The 16,946-nt window shown below is 58.6% G+C and carries 15 protein-coding genes and 1 pseudogene; 12 read left to right on the top strand and 4 right to left on the bottom strand.

The genetic code is table 11. The features are described from left to right. Position 1: 1 nt before the first annotated feature. Positions 2–890: pseudogene (locus tag ACMYSP_RS00505) on the bottom strand (IclR family transcriptional regulator domain-containing protein). 121 nt (positions 891–1,011) lie between these two features. On the opposite strand from ACMYSP_RS00505, the gene ACMYSP_RS00500 reads away from it, so the two are divergent. The 7 genes from ACMYSP_RS00500 to benD all read left to right on the top strand — a co-directional run bounded on the left by ACMYSP_RS00500 (position 1,012) and on the right by benD (position 7,308). Further along, the gene (locus tag ACMYSP_RS00500) at positions 1,012–2,178 is read left to right on the top strand and encodes a muconate cycloisomerase family protein (protein WP_434584908.1); all 1,167 of its coding nucleotides are present in this window, start codon (positions 1,012–1,014) and stop codon (positions 2,176–2,178) included. Between the two features lie 20 nt (positions 2,179–2,198). After that, positions 2,199–2,489, top strand: coding sequence for a muconolactone Delta-isomerase (gene catC / locus ACMYSP_RS00495; protein WP_123754244.1), 291 nt, complete (start codon positions 2,199–2,201; stop codon positions 2,487–2,489). A gap of 78 nt (positions 2,490–2,567) precedes the next feature. After that, positions 2,568–3,494 (top strand): catechol 1,2-dioxygenase, encoded by a 927-nt coding sequence (catA, locus tag ACMYSP_RS00490; RefSeq protein WP_434584907.1) that lies wholly within the window; start codon positions 2,568–2,570, stop codon positions 3,492–3,494. A gap of 140 nt (positions 3,495–3,634) precedes the next feature. Next, positions 3,635–5,017: a Rieske 2Fe-2S domain-containing protein gene (locus ACMYSP_RS00485; RefSeq protein ID WP_434584905.1), complete on the top strand. Its 1,383-nt coding sequence runs from the start codon at positions 3,635–3,637 to the stop codon at positions 5,015–5,017. Continuing rightward, a complete protein-coding gene (gene benB / locus ACMYSP_RS00480) occupies positions 5,017–5,502 on the top strand; it encodes a benzoate 1,2-dioxygenase small subunit (protein WP_434586982.1) in 486 nt (161 codons plus the stop codon). The genes ACMYSP_RS00485 and benB overlap by 1 nt, the downstream gene beginning before the upstream one ends. 9 nt (positions 5,503–5,511) lie before the next feature. Beyond that, positions 5,512–6,525, top strand: coding sequence for a benzoate 1,2-dioxygenase electron transfer component BenC (benC, locus tag ACMYSP_RS00475; RefSeq protein ID WP_434584903.1), 1,014 nt, complete (start codon positions 5,512–5,514; stop codon positions 6,523–6,525). Positions 6,526–6,534: 9 nt separating this feature from the next. After that, positions 6,535–7,308: a benzoate diol dehydrogenase BenD gene (gene benD, locus ACMYSP_RS00470; RefSeq protein ID WP_434584902.1), complete on the top strand. Its 774-nt coding sequence runs from the start codon at positions 6,535–6,537 to the stop codon at positions 7,306–7,308. Here the strand turns inward: benD and yddG are convergent. Next, on the bottom strand, positions 7,305–8,183 hold the full coding sequence (gene yddG, locus ACMYSP_RS00465; RefSeq protein WP_434584900.1) for an aromatic amino acid DMT transporter YddG: 879 nt from the start codon (positions 8,181–8,183) through the stop codon (positions 7,305–7,307). The genes benD and yddG overlap by 4 nt on opposite strands. Positions 8,184–8,406: 223 nt before the next feature. Between yddG and fdnG the strand changes: the two genes are divergently transcribed. From fdnG to fdnI, 3 genes are read left to right on the top strand one after another with little or no spacing between them, the layout of a single operon-like run. Continuing rightward, positions 8,407–11,454 (top strand): formate dehydrogenase-N subunit alpha, encoded by a 3,048-nt coding sequence (gene fdnG / locus ACMYSP_RS00460; protein ID WP_434584898.1) that lies wholly within the window; start codon positions 8,407–8,409, stop codon positions 11,452–11,454. Positions 11,455–11,465: 11 nt separating this feature from the next. Then, complete coding sequence (gene fdxH / locus ACMYSP_RS00455; protein WP_434584897.1) at positions 11,466–12,350, top strand: formate dehydrogenase subunit beta; 885 nt, start codon at positions 11,466–11,468, stop codon at positions 12,348–12,350. Then, on the top strand, positions 12,343–13,008 hold the full coding sequence (fdnI, locus tag ACMYSP_RS00450) for a formate dehydrogenase-N subunit gamma (protein WP_434586981.1): 666 nt from the start codon (positions 12,343–12,345) through the stop codon (positions 13,006–13,008). Before fdxH ends, fdnI begins: the two co-directional genes overlap by 8 nt. Positions 13,009–13,085: 77 nt before the next feature. Here the strand turns inward: fdnI and ppk2 are convergent, their stop codons facing one another. Continuing rightward, the gene (gene ppk2, locus ACMYSP_RS00445) at positions 13,086–13,904 is read right to left on the bottom strand and encodes a polyphosphate kinase 2 (protein ID WP_434584896.1); all 819 of its coding nucleotides are present in this window, start codon (positions 13,902–13,904) and stop codon (positions 13,086–13,088) included. A 232-nt stretch (positions 13,905–14,136) separates the two neighbouring features. Between ppk2 and ACMYSP_RS00440 the strand changes: the two genes are divergently transcribed. Then, positions 14,137–14,469 (top strand): glycine zipper domain-containing protein, encoded by a 333-nt coding sequence (locus ACMYSP_RS00440; RefSeq protein WP_434584895.1) that lies wholly within the window; start codon positions 14,137–14,139, stop codon positions 14,467–14,469. A 211-nt stretch (positions 14,470–14,680) separates the two neighbouring features. Beyond that, a complete protein-coding gene (araJ, locus tag ACMYSP_RS00435) occupies positions 14,681–15,850 on the top strand; it encodes an MFS transporter AraJ (protein ID WP_434584894.1) in 1,170 nt (389 codons plus the stop codon). Here araJ and ACMYSP_RS00430 read toward each other — a convergent pair. Then, positions 15,847–16,941: an alkylhydroperoxidase domain protein gene (locus tag ACMYSP_RS00430; RefSeq protein ID WP_434584893.1), complete on the bottom strand. Its 1,095-nt coding sequence runs from the start codon at positions 16,939–16,941 to the stop codon at positions 15,847–15,849. The genes araJ and ACMYSP_RS00430 overlap by 4 nt on opposite strands. Positions 16,942–16,946: the final 5 nt, after the last annotated feature.

Below are 16,946 nucleotides of genomic sequence, written 5' to 3'. Positions count from 1 at the left end.
CCTACAGCTGGAGAGACAGCTCCATCGCCGCCCGCCGCAGCGGGGCCAGCGCTTTCTCCCGCAGCGCGGCGGCGCTCATGGCGGGGGCGGGGGCGCCAACGTTCAGCGCCGCCACCACCTGACCGCTGCGCGACAGCAGCGGGACCGCCAGCGAACAGAGTCCTACCTCAATTTGCCGGTCGGCCAGGGCATAACCCTGCATCCTGACCCTGGCAATTTCCTCGCGTAATCCCGGTAAATCGCAGACGGTGTGCGGGGTGTAGCGTATTAAATTAGCACGTGACAATGTCACTTCTAGTTGATCTTCCGGCAGAGCGCTGAGCAGCACGCGACCCATCGACGTGGCCCACGCGGGAAGGCGACTGCCGCGCCCGATGTCGACGCTGAGCAGATTGTTGACCGCCGCTCTGGCGATATACAACACGTTATCCCCGTCGAGGGTTGCCGCAGAGCAGGATTCGCCTAGCGACTTGCCGAGAGTATCCAGCGCGGTTTGCGCCACCTTTGCCAGCGGCGTGCCGGCCAGATAGGCGTGACCTACCGCCAGCACCCGCGGCAGCAGTTCGTAACTCCGTCCGTCCGGGCTGTGCACCATCCCGAGCGCCGCCAGGGTGTACAGGCAGCGACGGACAGCGGCGCGGGAAATTTGCGTTTTCTGACTGAGCTGCGAGATGGTCAGCCGCTGACGCTGGGGAGTAAAGGCATTGAGAACTTCCAGCCCGCGCGCCAGCGACAGCATAAAATTGGGGTCATGTTCGGCCTGCCTGGCGCTGAGGGTGGTTGGCGGTGTAGCGCTCATTGAATTCCTCTCCATTCGAAGACAAAAGCTCACGGGGCACCACTATACCGCGCGTAAAAATGGCGGTGATGGAATGTGCCTGTTTTCCCACTCGGATCACATTATTAACCTCAATTTAACAAGCGCGTCGATAATCGCACAACATTTCGATTATCGCCGTTGACCATTTCACTGGCTCCCCCCTATTGTCAAAGGCATCGTCACCCCTCGTTATGAATGGGGGTACAAAAAGTTATGTATTTAACTCTCAGGAACAGAACATGAGCGCAACCGTAGAACGCATTGAAAGCTGGCTGGTTGACCTGCCGACCATTCGTCCGCACAAACTCTCCATGACCACCATGGGTTGCCAGACGCTGGTGATTGTCCGCATTACGCGTTCTGACGGCATATGTGGGATCGGCGAAGCGACCACCATCGGCGGCCTGAGCTACGGCGTAGAAAGCCCGGAGGGGATTGCCTCGGCCATCACTCATTACCTGACGCCGCTGCTCAAGGGCCAACCGGCAGATAACCTCAACGCTCTGACGCAGCGTATGAACGCCGCCATCAAAGGTAACACCTTTGCCAAATCAGCGATTGAAACCGCGCTGCTGGATGCCCAGGGCAAGGCGCTGGGGCTGCCGGTGTCGGCGCTGTTAGGTGGCGCGTTGCAGACCTCGCTGCCGGTGCTGTGGACCCTGGCGAGCGGCAATACCGATAACGACATTGCCGAAGGTGAAAGACTGCTGGCCGAGCGCCGTCACCAGGCGTTTAAGTTAAAGATTGGCGCCAGAGATCTCGCGACCGATCTGCGTCACACCCGGGCGATCGTCGAAGCGCTGGGCGACCGTGCCAGCATCCGCGTCGATGTCAATCAGGCCTGGGACGCCACCGCGGCGGCGAAAGGCTGTCGTGAGCTGGCGGCCATGGGAATCGATTTAATTGAGCAACCGGTCAGCGCGCAGGACAACGCGGCGCTGGTGCGCCTCAGCCATCATGTTGAAACCGCGATCCTCGCGGATGAAGCGGTGGCGACCCATTACGATGGTTATCAGCTGGCGCAGCAGGGCTTTAGCGGCGCCTACGCGTTGAAAATCGCCAAAGCGGGCGGCCCGGCCAGCGTATTAGCGCTGGCACGTGTGGCGCAGGCGGCGGGTATCGGCCTGTACGGCGGCACCATGCTGGAAGGGACTGTCGGCACGGTGGCCTCGCTCCACGCCTGGTCGACGCTGCCGCTGCAGTGGGGCACCGAAATGTTTGGCCCGCTGCTGCTGAAAGACGACATCGTCAGCGTACCGCTCTCGTTTGTGGACGGTCAGGTCGCGCTGCCGCAGACCCCAGGTCTGGGCGTCACGCTGGATGAAGATAAATTGCAGTTCTACGCCCGCAAAGCGTAGCGCATCACAGGAGAAAACCGATGCTGTTTAAAGTGGATATGACCGTCAATATTCCGCTGGGCTATCCGGCCGATGAAATTGACGACATTAAGCAACGTGAAAAAGCCTATTCGCAGCAATTACAGCGTGAGGGCAAGTGGCGCCATATCTGGCGAGTGGCAGGGCTGTACGCCAACGTCAGTATATTTGATGTGCGTGACGCCGAAGAATTGCACCAGATTTTAATGGGTTTGCCGCTATACCCGTTTATGGAAATACGCGTCGAGGCATTGTGTCGCCATCCCTCCTCAGTACGCGAAGACGATAGCTAATAAATAATAAGAAACCTCACGCCGGTTATTCCGGCGTATACCCTACAAGCAACCTGCAAGCAATAAGTGAGAATCACAATGAAAAATTCTTTCGTACAACAAGACGCCGTGCAGAAATTATTACGTGAAAGTGCCGGGTTAAATGTACCTGGTGGTAATGAGCGCTTTAAAGCCATTGTGCACCGGGTGCTGGAAGATATGTGTAGCCTGATCGACGATTATAATGTTACCCAGGAAGAGTTCTGGCATGCGGTGAATTATCTGCATGAGCTGGGTGGTCGTCAGGAGGCCGCACTGCTGGCGGCGGGTCTGGGTCTGGAGCATTTCCTCGATCTGCGTCAGGATGCCATTGAAGCCGCTGCGCACCAGGAAACCGGCACGCCGCGGACCATCGAAGGGCCGCTGTATGTGGCCAACGCTCCGCTGGCCGACGGGCACACGCGGATGGATGACGGCAGCGATGCCGGCGAAGTGATGTGGCTCCACGGCCAGGTGCGTGATACCCAGGGGCGCCCGGTCGCTAACGCGATCGTTGATATCTGGCACGCCAACACCCTCGGCAACTATTCATTCTTCGATCAAAGCCAGGGGGAATATAACCTGCGCCGCCGGATCCGCACCGGTGCCGATGGCCGCTACAGCGTGCGCAGCATTATGCCTTCCGGCTACGGCTGCCCACCGGACGGCCCGACCCAGAAGCTGCTCGACCAGCTGGGGCGTCACGGTAACCGCCCGGCACATATTCACTTCTTCGTCTCCGCGCCGGGCCACAAGCATTTAACCAGCCAGATTAACCTGAATGGTGATAAGTACCTGTGGGACGACTTTGCCTTTGCGACCCGCGACGGCCTGATTGCCGACCCGGTGAAAATCACCGACCGTGAGCTGATTTCCCAGCGCAAACTCGACGGCGAGCATACCGAAGTGTGCTTCGACTTTACGCTGTGCAAGGCGCAAAACGCCGACCAGGAACAGCGTATTAGCCGCCTGCGCGCGCAGGAGTAACTGCCGGCACACCCCGGGCCGCTGCGCCCGCTGGTGAATCTTGTTATCGCCCGGCCCATATTGCGCGGCCGGGGATATTCCCGAATGAATTATTCTCTCTGAACTCATTGATTCCTGAATTCTGCAGGAGGGCGAAGCTCATGCAAAAAACATTCACCCTGTTAAAAGATAAAATCAGCAACGCTTTAATTGTTGACCGCCACAATCATATATATCGCTGCCACCGTTCGATCTTTACCGACGAGCAATTATTTGATTTTGAAATGAAGCATATATTCGAAGGCAACTGGGTCTTTCTCGCCCATGAAAGCCAGATCCCGGAGCCGGGCGATTATTTCACCCTGACGCTGGGGCGCCAGCCGGTGATTATTACCCGGGATAAAAAGGATCAGCTGCATGCTTTAATTAACAGCTGCGCCCACCGTGGCGCGATGTTATGCCGGCGCAAAACCGGCAATAAAAACTCGTTTACCTGTCCATTCCACGGCTGGACCTTCAGCAATAACGGCAAATTGCTGAAAGCCAAAGATGAAAATACCGGCGGCTATCCCGACAGCTTTAAACATGAAGGATCGCACGATCTTAAAGCCTTGCCGCGCTTCCAGTCGTATCGCGGTTTCTTATTCGGTAGCCTCAGCGAGGACGTGCAGCCGCTGGAGCAGTATCTCGGCGAAACCTGCAAAATTATCGACCTGATGGTTGACCAGGCCGAAGAAGGGCTGGAGGTCCTGAAAGGCTCCTCGAGCTATGTCTACGAGGGCAACTGGAAGCTGGGCGCGGAAAACGGCGCCGATGGCTATCACGTCAGCGTGGTCCACTGGAACTACGCTTCCACCATGTCGCGCCGCAACTACGAGGCGGAAGGTACCCATTCCGTCGATGCCAACGGCTGGTCGAAGAGCCTTGGTGGCGGTTACGGCTTTGAAAACGGCCATATGTTGCTGTGGACCCGGGCGCTGAACCCGGAAGTGCGTCCGGTGTTTGCCCATCAGGCCCGCTTACAGGCTGAATTTGGCGAGCTTCGCGCCGACCAGATGGTCAATGAAACCCGCAACCTGTGCCTCTATCCCAACGTCTATTTAATGGATCAGTTCTCGACGCAGATCCGCGTGATCCGCCCGATTGCCGTCGATAAAACCGAAGTCACCATCTGGTGTTTCGCCCCCAAAGGGGAGTCGGACCAGGCGCGGGCGTTGCGTATCCGCCAGTACGAAGATTTCTTCAACGTCAGCGGTATGGGTACGCCGGACGACCTCGAAGAGTTCAGCGCCTGCCAGCGCGGCTATCTTGGCGAGAACCTGGCGTGGAGTGACCTCAGCCGCGGGGCGCTGCACTGGGTCGATGGCCCGGATGAGCACGCACAGCACGCCGGCTTTACCCCGCTGCTGAGCGGCGTCAAATCGGAGGATGAAGCGTTGTATATCGCCCATCATCACCACTGGCAAAACGTGATGCTGGCGGCGCTGGATAAAGAACAGCAGCGCTACGAGCAATCCATTACCCAACGCGTGGAGGTGGTGTGATGTTGAGCCTCGAACAAGTACGCCAGTTCCTCTATTACGAAGCCCGATTACTGGACGACCGTCAGTGGGACGAGTGGCTGACCTGCTACAGCCCGAAAGTGGTGTTCTGGATGCCGGCCTGGGGCGACGACGATAAGTTGACCCGCGACCCGCAGCGCGAAATCTCGCTGATCTACTACCCGAACCGTGACGGGCTGGAAGACCGCGTGTACCGCATTAAAACCGAGCGCTCCGGCGCCAGCACGCCGGAACCGCGGACCACCCATATGATCAGCAACGTGGAGCTCCTTGGCGAGAATCCGCAGGGCATCGAGGTGCGCTACAACTGGGTGACCTACAGCCACCGCTACCAGCACACCGATGCCTATTTTGGCTCGACCTGCTGCACCCTGACGGAAGTGGACGGCAAACCGCAGATCCTGCGCAAAACGGTACGTCTCAACAACGACTACATCCGCCAGGTGATTGACGTTTACCATATTTAAGAGGTGGTTATGTTTACTATCGCACTCAATTTTGAAGATGGCATCACCCGCTTTATCCACTGCAATGCCGGGGAAAAGGTGTTGGATGCCGCCTATCGTCAGAAGGTCAATCTGCCGATGGACTGCTCCGACGGGGTCTGCGGCACCTGTAAATGCCATTGCGCCAGCGGCGAGTACGGCATGGGCGATGACTATCTGGAGGAGGCGCTGAGCGAGGACGAGGCTGATGCTCGTCAGGTGCTGACCTGCCAGATGGTGCCCACCAGTGACTGCATCATTGATGTCCCGGTGGCGGCGGCGCAGTGCAAAACTGCCCTGACCAGCACCGGCGCTGAGGTTGTAGAGGTCAGTCTGCTGTCGGATACCGCCATTGAACTGGTGGTGCAGCTGGACGAGGCGCTGGCCTTTTTACCGGGGCAATACGTGTCGATTCAGGTGCCGGGGACGCCCCACAGTCGCGCCTATTCCTTCAGTTCGCTGGCCGGGGAACGTGAAGGGCGCTTCCTGATCCGTAATGTGCCCGGCGGCATGATGAGCCAGTGGTTGACCCAAAAGGCACAGCCGGGCGATCGCCTGACCCTGAGCGGCCCGATGGGCAGTTTCTACCTGCGCAACGGCGAGCGTCCGCTGCTGCTGCTGGCGGGCGGTACCGGCCTGGCGCCGCTACTGTCAATGCTGCACACCCTGGCGCTGCAAGGTAATCCCCGCCCGGTGACGCTGCTGTACGGCGTGACCCGGGACTGTGACCTGGTGAAAACCGAGGCGCTGGAGGCGTTTGTCGGCCAGCTTCCGGGCTACCGTTGGCTGCCGGTCGTGGCCGATGAGCACAGCGCATGCCCGCAGCGTGGCTTCGTCACCGAGCATCTTGATGACGGGCTCCTCAACGATGGCGATGTGGATATTTACCTGTGTGGCCCGCCGCCGATGGTTAACGCGGTGTCCACCGCGCTGCGTGAACGAGGGATTAACCCTGCCGGTTTCTGGTACGAGAAATTTAACGCCAGCCAGAGTGCGGCGGCATAAGGAGTGGGTATGCGTTTTGAAGATAAAGTGGTGGCGATCACCGGCGCCGCTCAGGGTATCGGGCGCCAGACCGCCGAGCAGGCCGCTCGCGAAGGGGCGAAATTGTTGCTGATTGACCGTTCGGGCTATGTCCACGAGCTGGCGGCCACGTTGGCACAGCAGGGCAGCGAGGTGCTGGCCCTGGAGGCAGACCTTGAGCAGTGGGAGAGCACCGAACAGGCCTTTTCCAGCGGCGTCGCCCATTTCGGTCGCCTCGACGTGGTGATCAACAACATCGGCGGCACGATTTGGGCGCGACCGTTTGCCGAGTACCAGCCGGAACAGATCGAAAAAGAGATTCGTCGTTCGCTGTTTCCCACATTATGGGGCTGTCGGGCTGCGCTACCGTGGATGCTAAAACAGGGGAAAGGCAGCATCGTCAACGTGTCGTCTGTGGCCACGGCCGGGGTTAACCGGGTGCCATACTCCGCGGCGAAAGGCGGCGTGAACGCGCTGACCCGATCCATTGCTATGGAGTACAGCCACCGCGGGATCCGTATCAACGCCGTGGCGCCGGGCGGTACCGATGCCCCGGCGCGGGTGACGCCGCGCAACAGCGAAACGCCGACGGCGCAGGAGCAGGCATGGTATCAGCAGGTGGTCGATCAGACCGTCGACAGCAGCCTGATGCATCGCTACGGAACGCTGGCGGAACAGGCTAACGCGATCCTGTTTCTCGCCAGCGATGAGGCCAGCTATATCACCGGCGTGACGCTTCCGGTGGCCGGTGGCGACCTCGGCTAGCGCCGGGTGGCGGACCAGCAGAGCAGGGAGCCGGCGCAGACCATGCCGGCCCCTTGCCAGAATGACCAGGATAACGCCGCGCTGAGCAGCACCGCCGCCAGCGCCGACGAAAGCACCGGTGTGAAATAGGAGGCGGCGGCCAGCAGGCTGACGTTGCCATTGAGGATCCCGACATTCCAGGCCGCATAGCCGAAGCCCAACGCCACGGCACACATCACCAGCTTAATCACCACCGGCCAGCTGAACAGCATCGGTGGCTGATCGCTGAACAGAAATTTCAGCCACAGGGTCAGGGCGGTTAATAAGACAAACAGGGTAATGCCGTTGTGACCTTCCGCATATTTGGCGGTGACCGTGCAATAGGTCGCCCAGATAAAGGCGCCAATAAACGCCAGAATATAGCTCAGGGGGCTGGAAATCACGTTGCGGGAAATTTCATCAAGATTCAGGCCGTGCTCACCGCCTAATACCCAGACAACCCCAAGTAGCGCCAGGAGTAAGCCGGGCAGAATCAACCAGTTTGTTTTTTGGCGGTTAAACAGGATGGCGAATAAAATGGTCAGGCTCGGCCAGAGATAATTCACCATGCCCACTTCAATGGCCTGCTGGCGGCTGCCGGCAAAGCCCAGTGACAGTGCCAGACACAGCTCATAGCTGACGAAAAGCACGCTGCCAGCCAGCAGATAAGGGCGCGGGATCTGCCGCAGTCGGGGAAAACCGACGGTCACCAACAACAATAATCCGCTCAGCGTATAAATCATTGCTGCACCGCCCACCGGGCCTAACCCTTCGCTGACCCCACGAATTAAACCGACCATCGTACTCCATAGCACAATGGCGGCCAGGCCAATCAGCGTTGCTTTTTTCTTTTCCATGTCCAACCAGACAGCAATATTTATCAAGAGTCGATTTATAACATTTTTTTATTCGCGGTGGTCCCTATTTTCCATTCGGCGTAATACCTAGGGAGTAAGCAACTCCGACGCCCCTGACTATTAAGGGGGCGTCGCTTTTCGACATTGATTTGACGCAAAAAAAACGCCGGCATTGCTGTTAATTTCCCTGGCGATAAATATGCATCCTGAAGGGAGAAAACCAATGGACGTCAGCCGCAGAAGGTTTTTCAAAATCTGCGCAGGCGGTATGGCCGGAACCACCGCTGCTGCGCTGGGCTTTGCACCCAAAATGGCACTGGCTCAGGCGCGAAATTATAAATTATTGCGCGCTAAAGAGATCCGCAACACCTGCACATACTGCTCCGTGGGCTGCGGGCTATTAATGTATAGCCTGGGCGACGGCGCGAAAAACGCCAAAGAAGCGATTTACCATATCGAAGGGGACCCGGATCATCCGGTCAGCCGGGGTGCGCTCTGTCCGAAAGGTGCGGGGCTGCTCGATTACGTGCACAGCGAAAACCGTCTGCGTTACCCGGAATATCGCGCGCCAGGCTCAGATAAATGGCAGCGTATTTCGTGGAATGAAGCTTTCGATCGCATCGCAAAATTGATGAAGGCCGATCGCGACGCCCACTTTATTGAGAAAAACGAGCAGGGCGTGACGGTCAACCGCTGGCTGTCTACCGGGATGCTGTGCGCCTCGGCGGCCAGTAATGAAACCGGCATGCTGACGCAGAAGTTTGTGCGTTCGCTCGGCATGCTGGCGGTAGACAACCAGGCGCGCGTCTGACACGGACCAACGGTAGCAAGTCTTGCTCCAACATTTGGTCGCGGTGCGATGACCAACCACTGGGTTGATATCAAAAACGCTAACGTCGTGATGGTGATGGGCGGCAACGCCGCTGAAGCCCATCCGGTAGGATTCCGCTGGGCGATGGAAGCGAAGAACAATAACGATGCCACGCTTATCGTCATCGACCCGCGCTATACCCGCACGGCTTCGGTCGCCGATATCTATGCGCCCATTCGCTCCGGTACCGACATTACCTTCCTGTCGGGGGTGTTGCTGTACCTGATTGAAAATAACGCCATCAATGCCGAGTACGTCAGACATTACACCAACGCCAGCCTGCTGGTGCGCGATGATTTTGCCTTCGACGATGGCCTGTTCAGCGGCTATGACGCGGAAAAACGCCAGTACGACAAAGCCTCATGGAACTATCAGTTCGATGAAAACGGCTATGCCAGACGCGATGACACCCTGACGCATCCACGCTGCGTGTGGAACCTGCTGAAAACGCACGTTTCCCGCTACACGCCAGAGGTGGTGGAAAACATCTGCGGCACGCCAAAAGCCGATTTCCTTAAAGTGTGCGAAGTGCTGGCCTCCACCAGTGCGGCGGATCGGACGACCACCTTCCTGTATGCCCTTGGCTGGACGCAGCATACCGTCGGGGCGCAGAACATCCGCACCATGGCGATGATCCAGCTGCTGCTAGGCAACATGGGGATGGCGGGGGGCGGCGTCAACGCGCTGCGCGGACACTCCAATATTCAGGGTTTAACCGACCTCGGTCTGCTGTCGACCAGCCTGCCGGGCTACCTGACGCTGCCGTCGGAAAAACAGACCGATCTGCACAGCTGGCTGACGGCCAATACCCCCACCGCAACCCGGGCCGATCAGGTGAACTACTGGAGCAACTATCCGAAGTTTGCGGTCAGTCTGATGAAATCGTTCTACGGCGATGCGGCGCAGAAAGACAACGACTGGGGCTTTAACTGGCTGCCGAAATGGGACCAGGCCTACGACGTTATCAAGTACTTCAACATGATGGATAACGGCGACGTGTCGGGATATATCTGCCAGGGCTTTAACCCAGTGGCTTCCTTCCCGGACAAAAACAAGGTTGTGCGCAGCCTGAGCAAGCTGAAGTTCATGGTGGTTATCGACCCGCTGGTGACCGAAACCTCAACCTTCTGGCAGAACCACGGTGAGATGAACGATGTGGACACGGCGGCGATTCAGACCGAAGTGTTCCGTCTGCCTTCCACCTGTTTTGCCGAAGAGGACGGTTCGATTGCCAACTCCGGTCGCTGGCTACAGTGGCACAGGAAAGGTCAGGATGCACCGGGCGAAGCACGCAACGACGGCGAGATTCTGGCCGGTATTTACCACCGTCTGCGCGAGATGTATCGCCATGAAGGCGGCAAAGGCGCCGAACCGCTGCTGAAGATGAGCTGGAACTATCACCAGCCGGATCATCCGCAATCGGAAGAGGTGGCGAAAGAGAACAACGGCTACGCCCTGGCAGACCTCTACGACAGCAACGGCACGCTGTTGGCGAAAAAAGGCCAGTTGCTGAACAGCTTCGCGCTACTGCGTGATGATGGCACTACTGCGTCATCATGCTGGATTTATAGCGGCAGCTGGACGGCGCAGGGCAACCAGATGGCGAACCGCGATAACGCCGACCCGTCGGGACTGGGCAATACTCTGGGCTGGGCGTGGGCCTGGCCGCTCAATCGTCGGGTGCTCTACAACCGCGCCTCGGCGGATATCAACGGCAAGCCGTGGGACGCCAAACGGATGCTGATCCAGTGGGACGGCAGCCGCTGGAGCGGCAACGATATTCCGGACTTCAATAACGCCGCGCCGGGCAGCAACACCGGGCCGTTTATCATGCAGCCGGAAGGGCTGGGGCGTCTGTTTGCTCTCGATAAACTGGCAGAAGGGCCGTTCCCGGAACACTACGAGCCGATGGAGACGCCGCTGGGCACCAACCCGCTGCATCCGCAGGTGGTCTCCAGTCCGGTGGTGCGTCTGTATGAGGAAGATGCCCGACGGCTAGGCAAGAAGGATCGCTTCCCGTATGTCGGGACTACCTATCGCCTGACCGAGCATTTCCACACCTGGACCAAGCATGCGCGGCTCAACGCTATTGCCCAGCCGCAGCAGTTCGTGGAAATCAGCGAAGGCCTGGCGAAAGCGAAGGGGATTGCCAACGGCGATCGTGTGACGGTCAGCAGCCAGCGTGGCTTTATTCGCGCGGTAGCGGTGGTGACCCGGCGTCTGCGGACGTTGCAGGTCCACGGTCAGGAGGTCGAAACCGTCGGCATCCCGCTGCACTGGGGTTATGAAGGGGTGGCGCAAAAAGGCTATATCGCCAATACCCTGACGCCAAACGTCGGCGATGCCAACTCACAAACGCCGGAGTATAAGGCGTTTCTGGTCAACATCGAGAAAGCGTAAGGAGCGACTTTATGGCGATGGAAACACAAGACATTCTCAAACGCTCCGCCACCAACCCGATAACGCCCGCGCCTCGTGCGCGGGACGATAAGGCGGAAGTGGCCAAGCTCATCGATGTGTCCTCCTGCGTGGGCTGCAAAGCCTGCCAGGTGGCCTGCTCGGAGTGGAACGATATCCGCGATGAGGTGGGGCACTGCGTCGGGGTATACGATAACCCCGCCGATCTGAGCGCCAAATCCTGGACGGTGATGCGTTTTAGCGAAACCGAGCAGAACGGCAAGCTGGAGTGGCTGATCCGCAAAGACGGTTGCATGCACTGCGAGGATCCCGGCTGCCTGAAAGCTTGCCCGTCCGCCGGGGCGATCGTGCAATACGCCAACGGCATTGTCGATTTTCAGCAGGATAACTGTATCGGCTGCGGCTACTGCATTGCCGGCTGCCCGTTCAACGTGCCGCGCCTGAATAAGGCCGATAACCGGGTCTATAAATGTACCCTCTGCGTGGATCGCGTCAGCGTCGGTCAGGAGCCGGCCTGCGTGAAAACCTGCCCGACCGGAGCCATTCATTTCGGCAGCAAAACAGAGATGCTGGAGGTGGCGCAGGCGCGGGTCGATAAGCTTAAAAAACGCGGCTATTTGCAGGCCGGGCTGTACAACCCGCCCGGAGTGGGCGGTACGCACGTGATGTATGTGCTGCACCACGCCGACCAGCCGGAGCTGTACCACAACCTGCCGAAAGACCCGCAGATTGATACCAGCATCAACCTGTGGAAAGGGGCGCTTAAGCCGCTGTCGGCGGCGGGCTTTATCGCCACCTTCGCCGGGCTTATCTATCACTACATCGGCATCGGCCCCAACAAGGAAGTGGACGACGATGAGGAGGAACATGATGCATAAATCGAAAATGATAGTGCGCACGAAATTTATCGACCGCGCCTGTCACTGGACGGTGGTGATCTGCTTCTTTCTGGTCGCGCTGTCGGGAATTTCGTTCTTTTTCCCGACGCTACAGTGGCTGACGGAAACCTTCGGGACGCCGCAGATGGGGCGCATTTTGCATCCTTTCTTCGGGGTGGCGATCTTCCTGGCGCTGATGCTGATGTTCGTGCGCTTTGTGCAGCATAACATTCCAGACAAGCAGGATATCCCGTGGCTCAAGGGTATCGTCGAGGTGTTAAAGGGCAATGAGCATAAGGTGGCTCGCGTAGGCAAATATAACGCCGGCCAGAAGATGATGTTCTGGACCATCATGAGCATGATCTTCGTGCTGCTGGTGACCGGGGTGATTATCTGGCGGCCTTATTTTGCCGCTTATTTCCCGATCCAACTGATCCGCTACTGCCTGTTGATCCATGCGACCTCGGCGATTATTTTGATTCATGCCATTCTGATCCATATGTATATGGCGTTCTGGGTCAAAGGGTCGATTAAGGGAATGGTTGAAGGGAAGGTGAGCCGCCGCTGGGCGCAGAAGCACCACCCGCGCTGGTACCGTGACGTCGAACGTCTGGAGGCGAAAAAAGAGAGCAGCGAAGGGATCGCCCGGCGTTCCTGATATTTCTGCTTCGGCTTCTCCGCCGCGCGTCCCGCCTCAGGTGCTAACCTTGAGGCGGGACGTCGTCGCGGAAACCGTCAAAAAGTCTCGCGAATAAAGCGGAAAGGATAGTCGGCGGTTTTCACTTTGCCGATTTTGCGTTTGGGTAATTTTACCGGTTCCGGATGCAGGCTTTTGTAGGGGATCTGCGACAACAAATGGGTGATGATATTCAGCCGGACGCGCTTTTTCTCTTCCGAGCGGGCGACAAACCACGGCGCCCAGGCGGTGTCGGTGGCGGCAAACATCGCATCCCGGGCCAGGGTATATTCGTCCCAGCGGTTAAACGACTTGATATCCATCGGCGACAGCTTCCAGATTTTACGCCCGTCATCGATGCGGTCGCGTAGCCGACGCTCCTGCTCTTCCGGGGTCACCTCCAGCCAGTACTTCAACAGGATAATCCCTGATTCCACCATCGACCGTTCTACCAGCGGCGCGCCCTGCAGAAACTTCTCCACCTCCTCGTCCGTACAAAAGCCCATCACTCGCTCGACGCCCGCCCGGTTGTACCAACTGCGGTCGAAAATCACGATTTCCCCGGCGGCCGGCAGGTGTGGAATATAGCGTTGAAAATAGAGCTGGGTTTTTTCTTTGTCAGTCGGTGCCGGGAGCGCCACCACCCTAAACACGCGCGGGCTAACCCGTTCGGTGATTGCCTTAATGGTGCCGCCTTTACCGGCGCCGTCACGGCCTTCAAAGACGATACAAACCTTGAGACCCTGGCTGACCACCCATTGCTGCAGTTTAACCAGCTCAACGTGAAGTTTCCGCAGCGCCTTTTCATAGGTTTTGTCGTCGAGAGGTTTCATGTTGCTGGCGCCGGCAACGCCTTCGGTCTTCTTTTTGTTTCCCATGGTTATCGCTCCATCAGGTGAGGGAATGGGACAGGTATTGTGTAAAGTGTAAACAGCAATGGCGATTTGCGCGGACTTTATTAGATTTCCGCAGCTTAGCCTACATGCCGGACCCACAACGACGGGTGTGAAAGTCCAGAATTGGACAAGTTAGTGCTTTTTATTGGTCTGGACGGCGCATACCGTGAGCATGACGTATTGATTGTGGATCGCACTAATAAGGAACTGACTGATGAAATCAGCACAAGGTATGGCTATTTTTCTGGGTTGTGCACTGGCCTTTTCCGCCAGCGCTATGGACAAAACGGCCGGTGGCGCCGCAGCAGGTGCCGCCGTCGGGGCATTAACCGGTAAAAGCGTGCGTTCGACGCTGCAGGGGGCGGTGGTCGGCGGCGGCGTCGGTGCGATGACCGAGCACGGCGACAAAGGCAAAGCGGCGCGTACCGGTGGAGCCATCGGGGCGGCGGTTGGTGCGGGTGCCGCAGTGGCAACCGGCAACAGTGCGCTGAAAGGCGCGGCGCTGGGCGCCGGTGCCGGCGGGATGATTGGTAAAGCCTCCGATTAATTCGACTCCAGCCGTATGGCTTCGGCGATACGGTTGCCTGGTCTGTTTCCCCGCCTTATTTCCTCACCGTTCGATCTTTACGGGCCACTGCGTGCATGCAGGGATTGGGCCATTTGATGGACAATCGGGTCACTACGTGTTTTTGTCTGGTCTGCCACTACGCGATGGTCAATAATGCCGGTCGCAAATCCAAAAACATGTGATGACCTGAATGAAAAAGACGATTTTTTCGCTGGCGCTGGGCACCTTTGGCCTGGGGATGGCGGAATTTGGCATTATGGGCGTGCTGCCAGAAATTGCCCATGATGTCGGGATATCGATTCCCGCTGCCGGGAATATGATTTCGTATTATGCGTTTGGCGTGGTTATTGGCGCCCCGGTAATGGCGCTATTTTCCAGCCGTTACTCCTTAAAGTCGGTCATGCTGTTCCTCGCCGCGCTGTGCATTATAGGGAATACTCTGTTTACCTTCTCTTCCAGCTATCCAATGCTGGCGCTGGGTCGTCTGGTGTCGGGCTTCCCGCACGGCGCCTTTTTTGGCGTCGGCGCGATTATTCTGTCGAAGGTCGCACCGCCGGGTAAAGTGACCGCGGCGGTTGCCGGGATGATTGCCGGGATGACGGTGGCCAACCTGATCGGCGTGCCTGCCGGTACCTGGCTCGGGCATCAGTTCAGCTGGCGCTATACGTTTATGGCCATTGCCCTGTTTAACGTGGCGGTGCTGGTGTCGATCCTCTGGTGGGTTCCGACTATTTTCGACCGCTCGACGGCGCGGCTGCGGGAACAATTTCATTTTCTTAAATCACCGGCACCGTGGTTGATCTTTGCCGCAACCATGTTCGGTAACGCCGGGGTATTCGCGTGGTTCAGCTATATCAAGCCGTTTATGATCAACGTCGCCGGGTTCTCTGAAAACGCGATGATCGCCATCATGATGCTGGTGGGGCTGGGGATGGTTATCGGCAACCTGCTGAGCGGTAAAATATCCGGCCGCTTCAGCCCACTGCAGATTGCCACCGTCACCGACGGCGGTATTGTCTTACTGCTGTTGCTGATCTTCCTGTTCGGCGGCGTGAAAACCGCCTCGCTGCTGTTGGCCTTCCTGTGCTGCGCCGGGTTGTTTGCGCTGGCCGCACCGCTGCAAATCTTGCTGCTGCAAAACGCGCGCGGCGGCGAAATGCTCGGCGCCGCCGGTGGGCAAATCGCCTTTAATCTCGGTAGCGCCATCGGCGCATTCTGCGGCGGGATAATGATCACCTATGGCTATGGCTGGAACGCGGTGACGCTACCGGCGGCCTTGCTGTCATTCCTGGCGATGACCTCGTTGCTGATTTACGCCCGCTACCAGCGGGTACGCCTTGCGGCGGGCGCGGTAGGTTAAGCCGTCTTCCACGGTTCGCCGAGGGTCAGCATCAACCGGTTGGCCCAGGCGAAAAACGCCGCCGATTGCAGCACATCCAGCTGAGCCAGGGTGTCCAGACCTTGCTGCTCCAGACCCTGAAGATGCGCAGCGCTCAGGGCCGGTGGCGTCACGGAAATGGCGGCAGCAAACTCGATTTGCGCCTGCCAGCGCGGCGACTGACCGTCGCTCAACCGTTCCCCCGGCGTCACCGCCAGCAGAGTGTCAATCGCCGTCTCTTCTTTTGCCAGCTGCGCCGCCTTGCGGGCATGTACCGACGCGCAATAGATACAGCCGTTCACCTTACTGGCGACCGCGGCGGCCAGCTCACGTTCCGCACGCGGAAGGCCGCCTGGGGTATAGAAGATGCCTTTGTCGGTCAGGGTGCGCTGCTCCAGCACCGGCTGATTGCGCGCCAGCAGGCAAAAATAAGGGGAGTCGGTATGGCCGAATTTCGCCAGCGTTTGCTGCTCGGCATCGCTGAACTCCGCCAGCGGTTTGGCGTCCAGCCAGGGTTCCCAGTTAAGTTCCTCGCGAGTGAAACGCACCGGTGCCGGTTTGCCGCTGACAGTGTGTGGCGTGGTGTGCCAGAAACCGGCGGCTACCGGGGTCACTGCGCTGGCACTGGTTTTGCCGTTCAGCAAGCGCAGGCCGTTAAGCAGCCGGCTCTGGAAACTGACGAATGCAATCAGCTGGGCGAGAGTCACGATACCACGCGGGGTCCAGCCGGCGCGGGTTAGCGCCTGTAGCGCCGCGGGCGTGGCCTCTACTGGCGTGAAGGTTAGCAAGCGGGCGAACGCCAGCGCCGGCGTCAACCGTGCCGAGGTGGGGTCGGCGAGGCCAAACCCGGCATAGTGGGCGGCCAGCGCATCGGCCTGATGCAGCTTCGCCACTTTGGCCGCGATGGCGAAGCGCTCGTCTGGCGGAAAATCTTCATCCTGCTGGCTGAATAACACTTCATAGCTGCCCTGGGCGTGGCGGGTTGCGGCATCGCGCGCGGCCCGGGCCTCGGCTAATGGGGAATGCGGGGCGATCTCTGCCAGTTCGGCCAAAATATCCTGACTCAGTGTCATGGTGA

Origin of the sequence: Klebsiella sp. R390 (genome assembly GCF_051131745.1) — a bacterium.
Lineage (GTDB): Bacteria > Pseudomonadota > Gammaproteobacteria > Enterobacterales > Enterobacteriaceae > Klebsiella.
This window is presented reverse-complemented; position numbering and strand designations above follow the sequence as displayed.